A 17,336-nucleotide genomic window follows, 5' to 3' on the forward strand; every position below is an offset into this window, starting at 1 on the left:
GTGCCAGAGAGCGGGGTGGTTGTGTGATGGCCGGGCCCCTGTTTTCACGGGGTTTGGCAGGGTTTGCGCGGCTTGAGGTGTAACCTTTTCAGGTTACATTTTCGAAAGTAACCCAAAAAGGTTACTTTTCTGCAATTTGGCCTATAGTGGTCGCTATCGCATTTTCCTTGTGGGGCACCCATGACCACCAAAGCCGTGTTGACCGGGGATCTGATGCATTCCCAGACCGTCAGCGACACCCATGCCTACCTTGACGGGCTCAAACGCATACTTGCGACGCTGAAGAAGCCCTACGGCCTGACCATCGACACCTTCCGTGGTGATGGTTTTCAGGTGGAGCTGAAACACGCTGCCAAGGCGTTTGAATGTGCGCTGGCGATTCGTGCCGGTCTGATTTCGGCAAGCCCGGCGGGTGAGCGTTGGGATGCGCGGATTGCCATCGGCATTGGCGGCGCGGCATCCGGCGGGCGCTACGGCGAAGCTTTCGTGCTGTCGGGGCAGGGGCTCGATGGCATGAAAAAACTGACTCTGGGCCTGTTCAGTCATGACCCGCTGTTGCAGCGCGGCGCCGGGCTGGTAACCGAGTTTGTCGCCGCCGTCGTCGACAAATGGACGGTGGTGGAAGCCCAGGCCTATTACGCGCATCTCTTGGACGGCGGCGACCAGCAAAGCATCGCCGAGCAACTGGGCAAGTCCCGCGTCGCGGTCAACAAGGCCTTGCAGCGGGGGCAGGCGCGTTTGCTCGATCGCTACCTGGCTTGTACCGGCCAATGGCTGCTGGAGGTGGTCGATGCGTGATGCCTCTACCGTCTTGCTGGCGTTGATTCTGCTCAATCTGCTGCTTGAGTTCGTTTTCGGCAAATGGCAAGAGCATCGCGGCCAACCGGCGAGCCTTGCGTTCAGGGGACTACAGGCGCTGGTGCAAGGTGCTGCGGTCGCTGCCGTGCTGTTTGCGTTCGATCGCCACGGGCTACCTGCGCTTGGCGCAGGCCTGGGGTTTGCGCTGATTCGGGCGCTGATCGGCTGGCTAATGACGAAGGTCAGATCGGCGTTTGCCTTTGTGCTGCAGTTCGGCTTGCAGGTTGGTGCATTGACGGTGATCTGGCTCAGTGCCGAAGGGTACTGGAACTGGGCCTGGGAGCTGTGCAAAACCCTGTTCACCGGCCATAACCTGTTGGTGCTGCTGGCGTATGTCCTGGTGCTGCGGCCCGCCTCGGCGCTGACCGGCGCGGTACTGACGCCGTTCATGGCGGCCGTGGAGGCCAGCAGCAAAGACTCGCTGAAGAAGGCCGGCACCTGGATCGGCTATCTGGAGCGAGTGTTGATTCTGACCTTCGTGCTGCTGGAGCAGTGGTCCGCCATCGGCTTTCTGCTCACGGCCAAGAGCATTCTGCGGTTCAACGACATCAAGGGCGCCGACCAGCGTCCGCTCAGCGAATACGTGCTGCTCGGCACGCTGGTGAGTTTCACGGTGAGCATCGCGATTGGCTTGGCGGTGCTCAAACTGTCAGGAAAGTAACCTTTAGGGGTTACTTTCCGAAATGTAACCCCTGGAGGTTACACCTCACCAAAAGGTTGCGGCCTAGCTGCTCAACCGCTGGGCGATCACGGCGATGGCCTTTTCCACGTCCGCCGCCTGGGTATAGCGGCCCAGACTCAGGCGCAGGCTGCTGCCTGCCTGCGCCTGGGTCAGGCCTAGCGCGAGCAGCACATGGGAAGCGCCGCTGCTGGCCGAATTGCAGGCCGACGTCGAAGACACCGCAATGTCACCCGCCAGGCTCAGGGCATTGAAGCCGGCCTTGTCGACGCAGATGTTCAGCGTGTGGGGCACGCGCTGCAGCGGATCGCCATTGAGACTGACCCCCGGCAATTGCAGCAGACCTTCGCGCAACTGCGCCGACAGCACGGAAATCCGCTGAACCTCTTCGACCATCTCGGCGCTGGCCAAGGCGTACGCCGAGCCCATACCGACGATCTGGTGGGTGGCCAGGGTGCCGGAACGGAAACCCTGCTCATGGCCGCCGCCGTGGATCTGCGCTTCAAGCAGCGGGCGGGCGCGGTCACCGACGTACAGCGCGCCAATGCCCTTGGGCCCGTAGATCTTGTGGGCAGAGAACGACATCAGGTCCACGGCCAGCGTATTCAGATCAATGGCCAGCTTGCCTGCGCCTTGCGCCGCATCGACGTGGAAAATCGCGCCATGCTCACGCACCAACTCACCGATGGCGGCAATGTCGGTCAGCGTGCCCAGTTCGTTGTTGACCATCATCAGCGACACCAGCAGGGTGTCTTCGCGCAGTGCCTGGCGCACGGCTTCCGGCTGGATCAGGCCCTGACGGTCAGGCTCGAGCCAGGTGACCGGGAAGCCGGCCTGTTCGAGTTGCGAAACGGTATCGACCACCGCCTTGTGCTCGATGCGGCTGGTGATGAAGTGGCGGCGCGGGCCCTTGGCGCTCTGGGCGATGCCCTTGATGGCGAGGTTGTTGGACTCGGTGGCGCCCGAGGTCCAGATGATCGATTCTGCCCCGCAGCCTACCAGTTCAGCGACCTGACGCCGCGCCAGTTCAACGGCCTGGCGGGCCTGGTTGCCGTAGCCGTGGGAACTGGAAGCCGGGTTGCCAAAGGTGCCTTCGCGGCCCAGGCACGTGACCATGGCCTGGATGACGCGGTCATCGACAGGGGTGGTGGCGGCGTAATCGAAGTAACAGGGAAGGGTGCTCATTGGAGGAATCCGTGCTGTCCATAATGCAGAAAATACTACTAGCGCTGACCTGAAAAAAAATTGATAACTCGACGCAGATTCACACAATGAATAGATTATTTTTCTCCTGTGTCCATCTTTCGGAGAATAAGATTTCGCAGGTCCTTGCAAATGGGCTTATCCTTATCGCATTCGGCGATAACGCTTCTTCTGGGTGCCCCTACGATGGACAAGTTCGACCAGGCGATTCTCGGGATTCTGCAAGCCGACTGCACGCGGCCCATTGCCGAAATCGCCGACAGTATCGGCCTGGGCAGTACCGCCTGCTGGCGCAGGGTGCAGAAGCTCGAAGAGCAGGGCATGATTCGCGGCCGGGTGGCCTTGCTCGACCCGGCGCAGTTGAACGTCGCGGTCACGGTGTTCGCCGCCATTCGAACCAACCAGCACAACGCGCAATGGCTGGGCAGCTTCCATGACCTGATCGCGACCTTGCCGGAAGTGGTGGAGTGCTACCGCATGGCCGGTGATACCGACTACATGCTGCGAATCGTGGTGCCGGACATCGCCGGTTACGACGCGGTGTACAAGAAGCTGATCCAGCTGTCGGGCATCACCGACATCAGCTCCAGCTTCGCCATGGAGCAGATCAAGTCCACCACGCAGTTGCCGTTGACCTATACCACCTGAGCGCTTGTCACCATGGCGAATGCGACCCCTGTGGGAGCGGGCTCGCCCGCGAATGCGTCGGACATGATGCATCGACGGTGGCAGACCCACCGGCTTCGCGGGCAAGCCCGCTCCCACAGAAGGGTGATGTGAGGTGTACCGGAAATTTAGCGGCGCGCTAACCTTATAAACAAACGGTATTTCACAAGCGGCTCTTAGGTTCATAACATCACGTCATAACTCGTTATAACAAGTGATCGCCATGACCGACGCCGCCAAGACCCTTTCACCGCTTTCCAGCGTGCCCTTGCACACCCAACTGCGCGATCTGCTACGCGCCCGCATCCTGGATGGCGAGTACCTGCCCAACAGCCAGATGCCCTCGGAAAGCGAGTTGGGGGCGGTGTTCAAGGTCAGCCGCATTACCGTGCGCCAGGCGCTGGGTGATCTGCAGAAGGAAGGGCTGATCTTCAAGATTCACGGCAAAGGCACCTTCGTCTCCAAACCCAAGGCGTTCCAGAACGTCAGCACCCTGCAAGGCCTGGCCGAATCCATGACCGGGCGCGGTTATGAGGTCATCAACCGTTTGCGCAGCCTGCGTTTCGTGCCCGCCGACAAGCTCGTCGCCGAGCGCCTGAACCTGGAAGTGGGAGAGACGGTGGCGCAGATCAAGCGGGTGCGGCTGATCAATCGCGAGCCAGTGTCGCTGGAAGTGACCTGGCTACCCAAACACCTGGGCGAGCGGCTGGAGAATGCCGATCTTGTGACCCGCGACATCTTTCTGATCCTGGAAAACGACTGCGGCCTGTCCCTGGGGCATGCGGACCTGGCCATCGACGCGGTGCTGGCCGACGAGGACCTGACAGCTGCACTGAACGTCGAGGCTGGCTCGCCAATCATGCGCATCGAACGCCTGACCCATACCGCAGACGGCGCGCCCGTGGATTTCGAACACCTTTACTACCGCGGCGATGCATTCCAGTACCGCCTGCGGATCGACCGTCAGCGAGAGGCCCAGTCATGACGCGCCAGACCCTTGAACAGGAATACGACATCGTTGTAATCGGTGGAGGCACCGCCGGCCCCATGGCCGCGATCAAGGCCAAGGAGCGCAACCGCGAGCTGCGGGTGTTGCTGATCGACAAGGCCAACGTCAAGCGCAGCGGCGCGATCAGCATGGGCATGGACGGCCTGAACAACGCCGTGATTCCCGGCCACGCCACGCCCGAGCAGTACACCAAGGAAATCACCATTGCCAACGACGGCATCGTCAACCAGGCGGCGGTGCATGCCTACGCGACCCACAGCTTCGAAACCATCGAGCAACTGGACCGCTGGGGTGTGAAATTCGAGAAGGACGAAACCGGCGACTACGCGGTGAAGAAGGTCCACCACATGGGCGCCTATGTGCTGCCGATGCCCGAGGGCCACGACATCAAGAAGGTGCTTTATCGCCAGTTGAAGCGGGCGCGGGTGAGCATCACCAACCGTGTGGTCTGCACCCGGCTGTTGACCGACGCAGAAGGCGCGGTCAACGGGGTGATGGGCTTCGATTGCCGAACGGCGGATTTCCATGTCATCAAAGCCAAGGCAGTCATCCTGGCCTGTGGTGCGGCGGGGCGCCTGGGCCTGCCGGCGTCGGGTTACCTGATGGGCACCTACGAGAATCCCACCAACGCCGGGGACGGCTACGCCATGGCGTACCACGCAGGGGCGGAGCTGGCGAACCTGGAGTGCTTCCAGATCAACCCGCTGATCAAGGATTACAACGGTCCGGCCTGCGCCTACGTCACCGGCCCGCTGGGCGGCTACACCGCCAATAACAAGGGCGAACGCTTCATCGAGTGCGACTACTGGAGCGGCCAGATGATGTGGGAGTTCCATCAGGAACTGGAAAGCGGCAACGGCCCGGTGTTCCTCAAGCTCGATCACCTGGCCGAAGAAACCATCCAGAACATCGAGCAGATCCTGCACAGCAACGAACGCCCCAGCCGTGGCCAGTTCCACGCCAATCGCGGCACCGATTACCGCAGCCAGATGGTGGAGATGCACATTTCGGAGATCGGCTTTTGCAGCGGTCACTCGGCGTCCGGAGTGTGGGTCAACGAGCGCGCAGAAACCTCGGTCAAGGGGCTGTATTCGGCAGGCGACATGGCCGCCGTGCCCCATAACTACATGCTGGGCGCCTTTACCTACGGCTGGTTTGCCGGCAACAACGCGGCCGACTACGTCGCCGAACGGGCCTTTACCACTCTGGATGCGCAGCAGATCGAACGCGAGCAGGCGCGGGTCTATGCGCCGCTCGACCGCGAACACGGGCTGCCGCCAGCCCAGGTCGAGTACAAGCTGCGCCGCTTCGTCAACGACTACCTGCAACCGCCCAAGGTGACCAGGAAGATGCAACTGGGCCTGGAGCGTTTTGCGCAGATCGAGCGCGATCTGGACCAACTCAAGGCCAACACCCCCCATGAGCTGATGCGGGCGATGGAAGTCAGCGTGATTCGCGACTGCGCGGAAATGGCCGCCAGGGCCTCGCTGTACCGCGCCGAGAGCCGCTGGGGCCTGTACCACCATCGGGTGGATCACCCCCTGCGCAACGACCGTGACTGGTTCTGTCATTGCCACCTGAAAAAGGGTAAAGACGGACGCATGGAAAGTTTCAAGAAGCCGGTCGAGCCCTACATCGTGGCGCTGGATGCCGATGAAATGCAGGCCTATGACCGTCTGCGCGTAGGCGCCGACGCTGCTTGACCCATTCGCCACACCGCCCGTTCAAAGACAGAGCGCGATACGCGCCAAGGATCCCGTGAAATGGCCTACCAGCCCCAGGAAGTGTTCTTCCGCTCCAACGCCCCGGTGACCATCGACGAAGACAAGTGCATCGCCGAAAAAGGCTGCACGGTCTGTGTCGACGTATGCCCGATGGACCTCCTGGCCATCAACCCGGCGACGCAGAAAGCCTACATGGCCTTCGACGAATGCTGGTACTGCATGCCCTGCGAGAAAGACTGCCCCACCGGTGCGGTGAAGGTCGAGATCCCGTATCTGCTGAGTTGAAGAACATGACTGACCTGACCTGTAACTTTGACGACATCGACCATCCGGACATCCTGGCCCTGCAACCGCGCCTGCAAGACCCCGACCCGGGTGTGCGCCGCATTGCCCTGATCGAACTGGCCGATCTCGAAGAACCGGATGGACTGCCCTGGTTGATCGACCGCCTGGCCCATGACACGGCCGAGACGGTGCGCGCCCAGGCGGCCGCGCTGCTGGAAGCCTGGGAGGAGCGCGAAGTCGTGCAAGCCTTGTGCGAGGCCTTGACCGACCCTCAGACGTCGGTGCGGGAGGCGGCTGCGCAAAGCCTGAGCGTGCTCAAGACACAAGAGGCGGGCAGGGTGATCCTGCCGTGGACGACCCATCCGGACCTCGGCGTGCGAGTGGCTGCTTTTCGCGCCTTGCGCGAATTGCGCCTGGACGAAGCCGCACCCGCTGCACTGCACGCCCTGGATGACAAACACGCCGAGGTTCGGCGTGAGGCTGTGGGTGTGCTGGGATGGCTGAAGAAGACCGATGCCCTGGAGGCGCTGGCGACACTGGCCAGCCACGACCCGGACAGCGAGGTACGCCGCGCTGCCACTGGCGCCCTGGGCCTGGCCAACGATACGCGCGTGCTGCCGGCGTTGTGCAAGGCGTTGCAGGATGACATCTGGCAGGTGCGCGAAGAGGCCGCCACGACCCTGGGCAAGGTCGGGCAACAGCAAGCCGCCGGGGCCCTGATTGCCGCGCTCAATGATGAATACTGGCAGGTACGCCTGCGCGCCGCTCGCAGCCTGGGGCGCTTGCGCCATCTCGACGCCCTGGGCCCGTTGATCGAGGCGCTGAATCACAGCATCAGCAATCTGCGCAAGGAAGCGGCGCTGGCGTTGGGTGAACTGGCGGACAAGGCTGCCCGTCCCGCATTGCTGCAACTGGAGCACGACGCCGACCCGGAAGTGCGCAAGGCGGTGCGCATCGCGCTGGGGCAGTTGCAATGAGCGCGGTGCCGGTCGCTATCGGTAACTCCCGGGAGCGACAGACTCTGCGCCTGAACTGGCAGGACGGCAGCGAGCAGCATATCGACCATGTTCTGCTGCGCAAGCAATGCCCGTGCTCGCAGTGCCGAGCATTCAGGTTGCGCGGGATGAACCCGGTGGTGGCCGGGTCGATTCGGGTAGTGGGTGTGCAGCCCCAGGGCTACGGCCTGCAGCTTGTATTCAGCGACGGGCACCAGCGGGGGATTTATCCGTGGGAGTATCTGGCGGGAATGTAGCCGTAACGCGGAATGTCATGTTCGCACAATCATTGTAGGAGTGAGCTTGCTCGCGATTGCGATTTGACATTCACCATCGTGGTGTCAAACCGACAGCGATCGCGAGCAAGCTCACTCCTACAGGTCAGGTGATGTCTCAGAAGCGCGCTTTATCGATCCATTCAAGCGAGGTGCGCCAGATGCAGATCCCCAGGAAGTACGCCGACATCGCCAGCCACACCCAGAGCACCACCGAGCCGTTATAAGGGTGATTGAGCACCAGCAGGAAACTGCACAGGAACCAGATGCTGGTCACGGCGATGTTGATCGGCATGAAGCGACGCACGCGGAACGGGTGCAGGAATTTCATCCGGGTGACGGTCAGCAGCGCCAGGCAAATCACGGTGATGAACGTCAGCCACGGCGCCGGCGACAGGATGTAGACACACAATACGACAACGTTCCAGGCCGCGGGAAAACCCTGGAAATAGTTGTCCTTGCTCTTCATTTCCACGTTGCAGAAACAGAACAGCGACGACACCAGAATGATCGACACACTGAGCAACAAGGTGTAATCCGGCACCGGAATGTACCGATACATGAACAGCGCCGGGATGAACACGTAGGTGAGGTAGTCGATCACCAGGTCCAGTACCGAACCGTCGAAATTGGGGAGCACCGACTGCACATTGACCTTGCGCGCCAGCGACCCGTCCACGCCGTCCACGATCAGCGCGATGCCCAACCACAGCAGGCAGGCCTTGGGCTGGTTGTCGAGCAGGGCGATGGTGGCCAGGAAAGCGAGCACGACGCCGGTGGCCGTGAAGCCATGGGCGCCCCATGCCTTGAGCCAGGCGATGCGTTGAATTGGAATCATGGACGGTCCTTCAGAAGATATGGCCAACCTGACGGGCCCGTCGCATAAGGGTGCCGACAGACCTGGCCAGAGGTGCAACTATCGACAGGTTCATGAGCGATAAGGTTCACCACCAACTTCTACACGGTAGCAGGCGGCGCGGGCTTTGGTTGCCAAATTGTCACCTTGGTGTGCAGGTTTTTCCCGAGCGCAGGTGCCGTTGGTCGCCTGATCGGCAAAGGCGGCACTATGCTGGCCCCCGGGGCAAATCAATCTATGCACAATCCTCGGCCTATCAATCAGTTAGGCAAGGATCTGCATGCAAACTATCAAGGTTGTGTTGGTGTTCTGTGCGGTGGCCGGTACTTCATCCTTCACGTTTGCGCGGGACTTGAGCAAGAACGAACACGACCTTTGCAGTTGGGGCGCCGGGATTGCCGGCACGGCGCAGCAATACAAGTTGTCAGGGCTGACCCTGTACGGCGCGCGCAAGAAGCTTCAGGCCCGGCATTTTCCCCAGCAATGGATGCGCATGAGTGCGCTGGGCATCACCGAACAGACCTACGACAGCCCCTCGCGTATGCGCCCGGACAGCGTGCGGCAGGTGTATTACGAAGGGTGCACCCGCCACGAATTGGCCCGCCGATGACCGCCCCGTGGCAGCCGGGCTTGCCCGCAGGGCGATCTTGAACCGCCACGCCCCGTAGCAGCACGGCTTGCCGGCGGGAGCGATCTTGAGGCCGCCCCCGCCGGCAAGCGGAGCGCCGCCCGGCCGGGCTGCTACAAGAATGGGGTACATCAGCTAAGCCGCTGCATCAAATACGCCTCGCCCGTCACCCGAATCATCGGGTGCGGCGTGATCTGGCACGTCTTGATCACTGAAAAACCGTGTCGCTCATAAAATCGTCGAGCACCGGTGTTGGCGGCGTAATCGATCAGGCTCAATCCTTTAAGCCCCATGCTATCGGCGCGAAGTTGCGCACGTTCGAGAAACCCGAGGCCCAGGCCCTTGTTGCGCCAGCCCTCGTGCAAGGCCAGGCTTGAGATGTACAGCGTATCCGGCACTTCCATATCGGCATAAGGCGCCAACACCGGGTCGGTGACCGTTGCAGGCTCAGGGTCCTCGCGCATGGCGTAGCTGTGCATCATGCCTATAACCAGCCCTTCGGATTCGGCAATCAGGCAATTCTGGAAGGAAAAATCCACGTCCTCACGGGCATAACGCCGGGCGCCGACGTCGAGCAGTTCCTCACCCGGTTCGGCCAGTTGGCTCCAGATGTAATCGGAGGCACCTTCGGAAGTGATCTGAAACAGGCGGGCAATCTCCCGCGCATCCCAACGTGTAGCCGGACGAAACTCGACAGTCATGGACAAGGCTCCAGTAGCAAACGGGGGCCTGTTATAGCGTGGAAATTCAAGGCCTCGCCAATGCCGGGCGCAGGCGGGTCGCAATCAGGCCAGCCGTCGTCGCTATAGGTCACAAGCGAGAGGTTTGCAGGCCGTGCGAACAATTACAGGTCGAATTCAGGCACGTCCGGGCTGCGTGTTGCGCCGACAATCAAGCTCCGTTCGACGTCCACAGGATCGAGGTCATGGCGCAGGGCTCCAAGGATCGTTCTTCCGCTCAAAAAGTGCTTCGCATCGGCTTCTGGCTGACCGATGCCTTCGACTTCTATGCCCTGGCCAGCGCGCTGGAGCCCCTGCGCGTGGCCAACGAGACGGCAGGTGAAACGGTGTGCGAATGGCAGATGCTCAGTCTGCAAGGCGCACCGCTTCGGGCAAGCAACGGCGTGACCATGGCCACCCAGGCGCTGGATCAGGCGCAGCCCTTCGATGTGCTGATGCACCTGACCTGCGTCGGCCCGCACGGCGCCCGGGGCCTGATTCGCGAGCTCCTGGCACGCAACCAGCGCGACCTTGCTGCCCCGCATACACAGGCGGATGCCCGACGCCTGCACTGAAACGCTTCGCCTTCGCACCCAAGCACGATGCCCCGGCCCGCGGTCTGTTCCGCCGGCCGGGGCATCGTGCTTTGTGCGTGGGCATCGACAAGGAGACGGGCGGCGCAGCGGATCCAGTCAATTGCAGGTCGGATTCGCGCAAAAAAGCCCCGGGGCCTTCTGTTCGAATGGTCTCCAGCGGCCCGATCAACTGGCGCGCTCCGGTCAATCACTGAAGGATAGAAGTCATGCAAATGCCGAAGACCATCCAGATCAAGAACGGCGAAAAAGTCGCACCCACGTTCTCGGCCCAGGAATACGCCAATCGCCAGGCCAAACTGCGCGGCTATCTGGCGCAGAACGACATCGACGCTGCGGTATTCACCTCGTACCACAACGTCAACTACTACAGCGATTTCCTGTATTGCTCGTTCGGCCGGCCTTATGCCCTGGTCGTGACCCAGGACAGCGTGGTGACGATCAGCGCCAATATCGACGGTGGCCAGCCATGGCGCCGCACGGTTGGCACCGAAAACATCGTCTACACCGACTGGCAGCGCGACAACTACTTCGTCGCCATCCAGCAGGCGCTGCCCAAGGCCGGACGCATCGGCGTGGAGTTCGACCACCTGAACCTGCTCAACCGCGACAAGCTCGCCGCCCGCTATCCGCAGGCCGAACTGGTGGATATCGGCGCGCCGTGCATGCGCATGCGCATGATCAAGTCTGCTGAAGAACATGCGGTCATTCGCCAGGGCGCACGGATTGCCGATGTCGGCGGTGCGGCCATCGTCGAAGCGCTGCGCGACCAGGTCCCGGAATATGAAGTGGCACTGCACGCGACCCAGGCCATGGTGCGCGAAATCGCCCGTACTTTCCCCGATTCCGAGTTGATGGACACCTGGACCTGGTTCCAGTCAGGCATCAACACCGACGGTGCGCACAACCCGGTGACGTCGCGCAAGGTCAACAAGGGTGACATCCTGAGTCTGAACTGCTTCCCGATGATTGCCGGTTATTACACGGCGCTGGAGCGCACGCTGTTCCTGGATCACTGCTCCGACGACCATCTGCGCCTGTGGGAAGTCAACGTCAAGGTGCACGAGGCGGGCCTGAAACTCATCAAGCCTGGCATGCGTTGCTGCGACATCGCGGCAGAGTTGAATGAGATCTTCATGGCGCATGACCTGCTGCAGTACCGCACCTTCGGCTACGGCCACTCGTTCGGCACCCTGAGCCATTACTATGGCCGCGAGGCGGGGCTTGAGCTGCGCGAAGACATCGACACGGTGCTGGAGCCGGGCATGGTGGTGTCCATCGAGCCGATGATCATGCTGCCTGAAGGCCTGCCGGGCGCTGGCGGGTACCGTGAGCACGACATCCTGATCGTCAACGAGCATGGCGGGGAGAACATCACCAAGTTCCCGTACGGCCCGGAACACAACATCATCAAGAAATAAGCTGTCACGCCGCACCTTCCCGTGCGGCGTTTTGTTTTGCCTTAAAGTGCATGCGTGCCCAGACGCGCAGCACTTCCTGACTTTTCGCCCTGCCAAGTACAACAATAGAGGGTATCCGTCATGACCATTCCAAGTGCAAGCATGCAATCTTCAATCGATGCCCAACGCGAGCAAAGTGCCGAACGCAAGGCGCTGCGACGTGCGGCGGGCGCCAGTTTCATGGGCAACTTCGTCGAGTGGTTCGACTACGCGGCCTATGGCTATCTGGCGACTGTCATCGCCCTGACGTTCTTTCCCCAGGCCGACAAGGCCACGGGGCTGCTGGCGACCTTCGCGGTGTTTGCCCTGTCGTTCATCGTCCGCCCGGTAGGCGGGCTGATCTGGGGCCACTTCGGTGATAAATACGGGCGGCGCAGCGCGCTGTCCTGGTCGATCCTGATCATGTCGGTGTCGACCTTCTGCATCGGCATCCTGCCCACCTACAACCACATCGGCCTGTGGGCGCCGGCATTGCTGTTGCTGATCCGGCTGTTCCAGGGTTTTTCGGCATCGGGTGAATACGCAGGCGCGGCGGCCTTTCTCGCCGAATACGCCCCGCCCCGCAAACGCGGATTGTTCACCAGCATCGTGCCTGCCAGCACGGCGGCGGGGCTGTTGTTCGGTGCGCTGTTCGTGGCGGGCCTGCATGCCTGGCTCACCGTCGAGGACCTGCACAGTTGGGGCTGGCGTCTGCCATTCCTGCTGGCCGCGCCGTTTGGCCTGGTGGGGCGCTATATCCGCATGAGCCTGCAGGACACGCCCAAGTTCCTGGAGATGGAGAAACGCCTGGAAGAAAAGGAAGGCGGCCAGCAGGCGCCGGTGCGTGAACTGCTCACGGTGCATCGGCGCAGCGTACTGATCGGTATCGGCGTCACCTGCCTGAACGCAGTGGCGTTCTACCTGCTGCTCAGCTACATGCCGACCTACCTGTCCAGCGAAATGGGCATGAGCGAGGGCGACTCGTTCCTGGCTTCGACCGTGTCGCTGGCCACCTACATCGGCCTGATCTTCCTGATGGGCACGCTGTCGGACCGGTTCGGCCGCAAGACCATGCTGTTGATCGCTTCGGTGCTGTTTCTGGGGCTGACGTTGCCGCTGTTCGGCATGCTCGATCACCAGCCGTTGCTGATGATTCTGGCGATCCAGCTCATCTTCGGCGCCATGCTGGCGATGAACGACGGTACGCTGCCGTGCTTTCTGGCGGAAATCTTCCCGACCCGCGTGCGCTTCAGCGGTTTCGCCTTCAGCTTCAACCTGGCCAACGCGCTGTTTGGCGGTACCGCGCCGTTCATTGCGACCTGGTTGATCCAGTTGACGGGCAACAAGATGGCGCCGGCCTGGTATCTGCTGGCGGCAGCGTTGGTGGCGCTGGTCGCGATGCTGCTCAGCCGCGAAACAGCGCACAAGGCGTTGCAGGATTGAAATGGTCAGACTGAAAAGGCATTGATCGAGGCCGGCGCATTGCCGGCCTCGTTGCATCTGCCGTCAGTGCAGCGACGCAACCTGCTTGCGCTCGCCCATGGGCGATACGCCGAAGAAGCGGCTGTAGCATTTGGAGAAGTGCGCGGGGGAGACAAAGCCGCAGGCCAGGGCGATGTCCCGCACCTGGGATTCGCTGCGCAACAGCAGTTGCCGTGCCCGTGACAGGCGCAGTTCCAGATAGTACTGGCTCGGCGTGCGTTGCAGGTGCTTGTGGAACAGGCGCTCCAGTTGGCGCACCGACACCTCGTTGAGGCTCGCCAGTTCCTCGAGGCCCACCGGCTCTTCGAGGTTGGCCTCCATGATCGCGACGATCTGGCTGAGTTTGGGCTGCGATGTCCCAAGCTTTTGCCGCAGCGGCACACGCTGGCGTTCCTGGGCGCCGCGCACCCGGTCACACAACAGCAGCTCGGCGGCATGGGCGGCAATGTCGCGCCCGCCTGGCTGGCGAGCGATCAGCTGCAGGGTCATGTCCATGGACGCCACGCCCCCGGAACAGGTGTAGCGATCGCGGTCCAGCTCGAACAGCTGATTGGAAATGATGATCCCCGGAAACCGCTCCTTGAGCGCCTCGATGTCTTCCCAGTGAATGGTGCAGCGATAGCCCTTGAGCAGGTCGGCGCGGGCCAGCAGGTGGCTGCCGGTGCATATCCCGCCCAGCGGCACCTGATCGTGGGCCAGCTTGCGCAGCCAGTTGAGCAGGGGGCGGGTGCTGTGATCGGAGACGATGGGGTTGGAACCGACCACGAACAGCACGTCCAGCCTGGGCGCGGTGGCAATGCAGTAATCAGGCAGCACGCGCATGCCGTTGCTGGCGCTCACCGGCTCCATGTCGGCGGCGATGATAAGGGTCTGATACAGCGTCTTGCGCGCAGCGAGGTTGGCCATGCGCAGGGTTTCCACCGCCGAGGCAAAACCGATGGTGGTGAAATTGGGGATGACCAGAAACCCGATGACCTTGGCTTTGGGGTTGAGCGCCGGGGCCAGGACAGTTTCGTCATCCCCTGGCGTTAGGTGTTGTGGCATCTCGACTTTCAGCATTTCCAGCTCCGCCATCTCTCTCACTCCTCAACGACTACAACGACGCACGATGCGTCTTGGGGCAATGCCTGCGGGTCGGGGAGTCTGGGCGGATCTTACACCCAGGCCGGCATGGACAGGCATTGGCTTTGAAAAACAAAAAAACCGGCCCGCTCTGTGGTCAAGAGCGGCCGGAAAGAGGTGAACCGTTAAAAAAACTGCAACTGCGTGACCCTGGTGGTTCTAGACGGGTTTGGTGTGCTGGACGGCCTGCCGCCTGCCGGAAAAGATCGCGCTCATGCAGATGATCGACAGGGCCAGCCCGCCAGTAGCGACGACTTCCATGCGGTGTTCAGGCAGTACCAGCATCACCAGCAGAATGCTCAGGATCGACAGGATCACGGCGTAGCTGAGCCACGGGAACAGCCACATGCCGAAGGCGATGGGTTCGCCGCTGGCCTGCATGCGCTTGCGCAACACCAGCTGCGAGAGGGCGATGGCCAGGTACACCAGCAGCGCCACGGCGCCGGAGCTGGCCAGCAGGAAGGAGAACACCTGTTCGGGGGCGAAGTAGTTCAAAGCCGTGGTCAAAAAGCCCACTGCCGTACTGGCCAGCACCGCGATGCAGGGCACGCCGCTGGCGTTGGTCTTCTGCAGGAAGCGCGGGCCGTCGCCGCGTTTGCCCAGCGAGTAGACCATGCGCGAGGCGGTGTAGATGGCCGAGTTCAGGCAACTGGCCACGGCGATCAGCACCACGATATCGACGATCAGCTTGGCGTAGGGAATGTTCATCAGCTCCAGGGCGCGCTGATAGGAGCCCACCTGGGTCAGCATCGGGTCGTTCCAGGGCACGATCGACACGATCAGGAACACCGAGACGATGTAAAAGATGCCCATCCGCCAGACCACCGAGTTGGTCGCGCGGGTGATCTGTTTCGACGGGTTTTTCGACTCAGCGGCGGCGATGGTGACGATTTCAGTGCCCATGAAGCTGAACACGGTGGTCAGCATGGCACCGACCACTGCGGTCATTCCGTTGGGCATGAAGCCGCCGAACTCGCGGCTCAGGGTCAGCACGCCGCTGACTTGGGTATTTGGCAAACCGCCGGCCAACGCCAGCGCACCCAGGGCGATGAAGCCCAATACCGCGATGACTTTGAGCATGGCGAACCAGAACTCGAACTCGCCGTAACGGGCCACGCTGAACAGGTTGGTCAGGGTCAGCAGGCCGGTGACGGCCAGGGCGAATTCCCAGGTTTGCACCGCCGGAAACCACGCATGCAGGATCGCAGCGGCGGCGATGGCTTCGATGGGAATCACCAGCACCCAGAACCACCAGTACAGCCAGCCGATGGTGAAACCCGCCGTGCGTCCCATCGCCCGTTCGGCGTAGGTCGAGAATGAGCCGGTATCGGGTGAGGCCACGGCCATTTCGCCGAGCATGCGCATCACCAGCACCACCAGGGTGCCGGACAGGATGTACGCGATGATCGCAGCCGGCCCTGCCGCCGCGATGGCGTGGCCGGAGCCGATGAACAAGCCGGCACCGATGGCGCCGGCGATGGACAGCATGGTGACGTGGCGCTGCTTGAGGCCTGGGGAGAGACTTGAGCTGGACATGAGTGTGACCCTTTTTATTGTTGTGGAGCCGTTTGATGTCGCTGGACCGTGATGCGGGGTGAGTCATGTTCGATGGCGGGGCTTACCGCTCAAGGTTGAAGGCTTCGCGCACCGCGCCGCTGATGCCTTGCACACAGACCTGCAGGATCAGCTCGCCTTTCTCGCAGCTGGAGCCCTTGGGCGAGGACAGGGTGCCGCAGGCCGGGGTGCGCTCGGGGATGACGGGGAACACGTCATAGGGTGGAAACTTGGCGGGTGGGTGATCGACGGCGCGGCTCAGGTCGACCTTGTCCGGATGCAGGGCGAGCATCAGCGAGGTCTCGAAGACGCCTCCATGCTCGATGTCCCAACCGAGGAAGCCTTCGGGGTAGAGGGCCTGGATCACCTGCGGATCGTTGACGAAATCCCAGTAGGAGAGCACCACCACCCGGAAGTCATGGATGCCTGCGTAGCGCAATTCCCGCAGCGCAAGGTCGATGCCCTCGACGATGAACATCGAATTCTCGAAGTGTCCGTTCATCATCACCAGCTTGCGTGCGCCATGGCGGGCGAGTTCGCGGATGATGTCCTGCACCGTGCTGGTCAGCGTTGCGCCGTCAAGGCTGGTGGTGCCGGGAAAGTGATTGCCGCCGCCGGATTTCTGCTGGGATTTGTAGCCGTAGGCGAGGGCGGGCAACACCAGGCCGTCTACATTCTGCGCCACCGCCTTGCAGATGGCGGTGGGCAGCAGCACGTCCACTTCCATGCACATGTGATGGCCATGCTGTTCCAGGGCGCCTACCGGCAGGAACACCGGGCCGCCATTCTTGACCCGCCGTGCGTAATCCGGCCAGGTCAGTTCTCCAATCATTACGCTGTCTTTCACAGGTGCATCCTCGGCATTTTCCAGGGGCAGAACCGGGGTATTCGCGGTGCGAAACACCCGGTTGTGCATGGAGCGATTCGATCAGATCGAAACGACGCCCAGTTGTCTGTTTCCGACCTGTAGTTGGCAATATCCATGGGCACGAAAAATCGCCACAGCGCAGGCGAGACGGCGGTTGTGGGAGGTCAGGAAAGGGAAATTGCAGGTCGGATATGCACAACCGGATTCCGGCCGTTAACGCGTAGGAGCGGGGGGGGGGGGGGGGGGGGGGGGGGGGGGGGGGGTGGGTGTGGGGGGGGGGGGGGGGGGGGGGGGCGGGGGGGGGGGGGGGGGAAAAAAAAAAAAAAAAAACCAAAAAAACAATCCCAGAAAGCAGCCAAAATAAAAAAGAAAAAAAAAAAC

General features: G+C 61.9%; 18 protein-coding genes. 12 read left to right on the plus strand and 6 right to left on the minus strand.

Going from position 1 to position 17,336, the window contains the following annotated elements:
• Positions 1 to 180 precede the first annotated feature (180 nt).
• Together ACIPOO_RS10815 and ACIPOO_RS10820 are read left to right on the plus strand one after the other, a co-directional pair.
• Positions 181 to 798 carry a hypothetical protein gene (locus ACIPOO_RS10815; RefSeq protein WP_400606611.1) on the plus strand — a complete coding sequence of 206 codons (618 nt, stop codon included), beginning with the start codon at positions 181 to 183 and terminating at the stop codon, positions 796 to 798.
• On the plus strand, positions 791 to 1,519 hold the full coding sequence (locus ACIPOO_RS10820; protein ID WP_274131094.1) for a hypothetical protein: 729 nt from the start codon (positions 791 to 793) through the stop codon (positions 1,517 to 1,519). The genes ACIPOO_RS10815 and ACIPOO_RS10820 overlap by 8 nt, the downstream gene beginning before the upstream one ends.
• A 63-nt stretch (positions 1,520 to 1,582) precedes the next feature.
• Here the strand turns inward: ACIPOO_RS10820 and ACIPOO_RS10825 are convergent, their stop codons facing one another.
• Positions 1,583 to 2,722, minus strand: a complete 1,140-nt coding sequence (locus ACIPOO_RS10825; protein WP_400606613.1) for a cysteine desulfurase family protein — start codon at positions 2,720 to 2,722, stop codon at positions 1,583 to 1,585.
• A gap of 204 nt (positions 2,723 to 2,926) precedes the next feature.
• Between ACIPOO_RS10825 and ACIPOO_RS10830 the strand changes: the two genes are divergently transcribed.
• The 6 genes from ACIPOO_RS10830 (at position 2,927) to ACIPOO_RS10855 (ending at position 7,676) form a co-directional block, all read left to right on the plus strand.
• The gene (locus tag ACIPOO_RS10830) at positions 2,927 to 3,388 is read left to right on the plus strand and encodes an Lrp/AsnC family transcriptional regulator (protein ID WP_274131092.1); all 462 of its coding nucleotides are present in this window, start codon (positions 2,927 to 2,929) and stop codon (positions 3,386 to 3,388) included.
• Positions 3,389 to 3,629: 241 nt separating this feature from the next.
• Positions 3,630 to 4,391: a GntR family transcriptional regulator gene (locus tag ACIPOO_RS10835; RefSeq protein WP_400606617.1), complete on the plus strand. Its 762-nt coding sequence runs from the start codon at positions 3,630 to 3,632 to the stop codon at positions 4,389 to 4,391.
• Positions 4,388 to 6,118, plus strand: coding sequence for a fumarate reductase/succinate dehydrogenase flavoprotein subunit (locus ACIPOO_RS10840; protein WP_400606620.1), 1,731 nt, complete (start codon positions 4,388 to 4,390; stop codon positions 6,116 to 6,118). The genes ACIPOO_RS10835 and ACIPOO_RS10840 overlap by 4 nt, the downstream gene beginning before the upstream one ends.
• A gap of 60 nt (positions 6,119 to 6,178) precedes the next feature.
• Positions 6,179 to 6,424, plus strand: coding sequence for a ferredoxin family protein (locus tag ACIPOO_RS10845; RefSeq protein WP_274131089.1), 246 nt, complete (start codon positions 6,179 to 6,181; stop codon positions 6,422 to 6,424).
• 14 nt (positions 6,425 to 6,438) lie between these two features.
• Positions 6,439 to 7,401 (plus strand): HEAT repeat domain-containing protein, encoded by a 963-nt coding sequence (locus ACIPOO_RS10850; protein ID WP_400607707.1) that lies wholly within the window; start codon positions 6,439 to 6,441, stop codon positions 7,399 to 7,401.
• Positions 7,398 to 7,676 (plus strand): DUF971 domain-containing protein, encoded by a 279-nt coding sequence (locus ACIPOO_RS10855; RefSeq protein ID WP_400606622.1) that lies wholly within the window; start codon positions 7,398 to 7,400, stop codon positions 7,674 to 7,676. The genes ACIPOO_RS10850 and ACIPOO_RS10855 overlap by 4 nt, the downstream gene beginning before the upstream one ends.
• A gap of 136 nt (positions 7,677 to 7,812) precedes the next feature.
• On the opposite strand, the gene pcsA is transcribed toward ACIPOO_RS10855, so the two are convergent.
• Positions 7,813 to 8,532 carry a phosphatidylcholine synthase gene (gene pcsA, locus ACIPOO_RS10860; RefSeq protein ID WP_274131085.1) on the minus strand — a complete coding sequence of 240 codons (720 nt, stop codon included), beginning with the start codon at positions 8,530 to 8,532 and terminating at the stop codon, positions 7,813 to 7,815.
• 298 nt (positions 8,533 to 8,830) lie between these two features.
• On the opposite strand from pcsA, the gene ACIPOO_RS10865 reads away from it, so the two are divergent.
• Positions 8,831 to 9,160, plus strand: a complete 330-nt coding sequence (locus ACIPOO_RS10865; RefSeq protein ID WP_400606624.1) for a hypothetical protein — start codon at positions 8,831 to 8,833, stop codon at positions 9,158 to 9,160.
• A 149-nt stretch (positions 9,161 to 9,309) separates the two neighbouring features.
• On the opposite strand, the gene ACIPOO_RS10870 is transcribed toward ACIPOO_RS10865, so the two are convergent.
• A complete protein-coding gene (locus tag ACIPOO_RS10870; protein ID WP_400606627.1) occupies positions 9,310 to 9,879 on the minus strand; it encodes a GNAT family N-acetyltransferase in 570 nt (189 codons plus the stop codon).
• 224 nt (positions 9,880 to 10,103) lie between these two features.
• On the opposite strand from ACIPOO_RS10870, the gene ACIPOO_RS10875 reads away from it, so the two are divergent.
• From ACIPOO_RS10875 to ACIPOO_RS10885, 3 genes are all read left to right on the plus strand, one after another.
• The gene (locus tag ACIPOO_RS10875) at positions 10,104 to 10,472 is read left to right on the plus strand and encodes a hypothetical protein (protein ID WP_400606629.1); all 369 of its coding nucleotides are present in this window, start codon (positions 10,104 to 10,106) and stop codon (positions 10,470 to 10,472) included.
• A gap of 227 nt (positions 10,473 to 10,699) precedes the next feature.
• On the plus strand, positions 10,700 to 11,911 hold the full coding sequence (locus ACIPOO_RS10880) for a M24 family metallopeptidase (protein WP_274131079.1): 1,212 nt from the start codon (positions 10,700 to 10,702) through the stop codon (positions 11,909 to 11,911).
• 120 nt (positions 11,912 to 12,031) lie between these two features.
• Positions 12,032 to 13,372 (plus strand): MFS transporter, encoded by a 1,341-nt coding sequence (locus tag ACIPOO_RS10885; protein ID WP_400606632.1) that lies wholly within the window; start codon positions 12,032 to 12,034, stop codon positions 13,370 to 13,372.
• A gap of 63 nt (positions 13,373 to 13,435) precedes the next feature.
• Here ACIPOO_RS10885 and ACIPOO_RS10890 read toward each other — a convergent pair whose 3' ends face one another.
• The 3 genes from ACIPOO_RS10890 to ACIPOO_RS10900 all read right to left on the minus strand — a co-directional run bounded on the left by ACIPOO_RS10890 (position 13,436) and on the right by ACIPOO_RS10900 (position 16,919).
• Positions 13,436 to 14,455, minus strand: coding sequence for a GlxA family transcriptional regulator (locus ACIPOO_RS10890; RefSeq protein ID WP_400607710.1), 1,020 nt, complete (start codon positions 14,453 to 14,455; stop codon positions 13,436 to 13,438).
• Positions 14,456 to 14,692: 237 nt separating this feature from the next.
• Complete coding sequence (gene gabP, locus ACIPOO_RS10895; RefSeq protein ID WP_400607713.1) at positions 14,693 to 16,087, minus strand: GABA permease; 1,395 nt, start codon at positions 16,085 to 16,087, stop codon at positions 14,693 to 14,695.
• A gap of 64 nt (positions 16,088 to 16,151) precedes the next feature.
• Entirely contained in the window at positions 16,152 to 16,919 is a 768-nt protein-coding gene (locus tag ACIPOO_RS10900; RefSeq protein ID WP_400606634.1) for a creatininase, read from the minus strand.
• Positions 16,920 to 17,336: the final 417 nt, after the last annotated feature.

The sequence above is a fragment of the Pseudomonas sp. NPDC090201 genome (assembly GCF_044746825.1).
Lineage (GTDB): Bacteria > Pseudomonadota > Gammaproteobacteria > Pseudomonadales > Pseudomonadaceae > Aquipseudomonas > Aquipseudomonas putida_AD.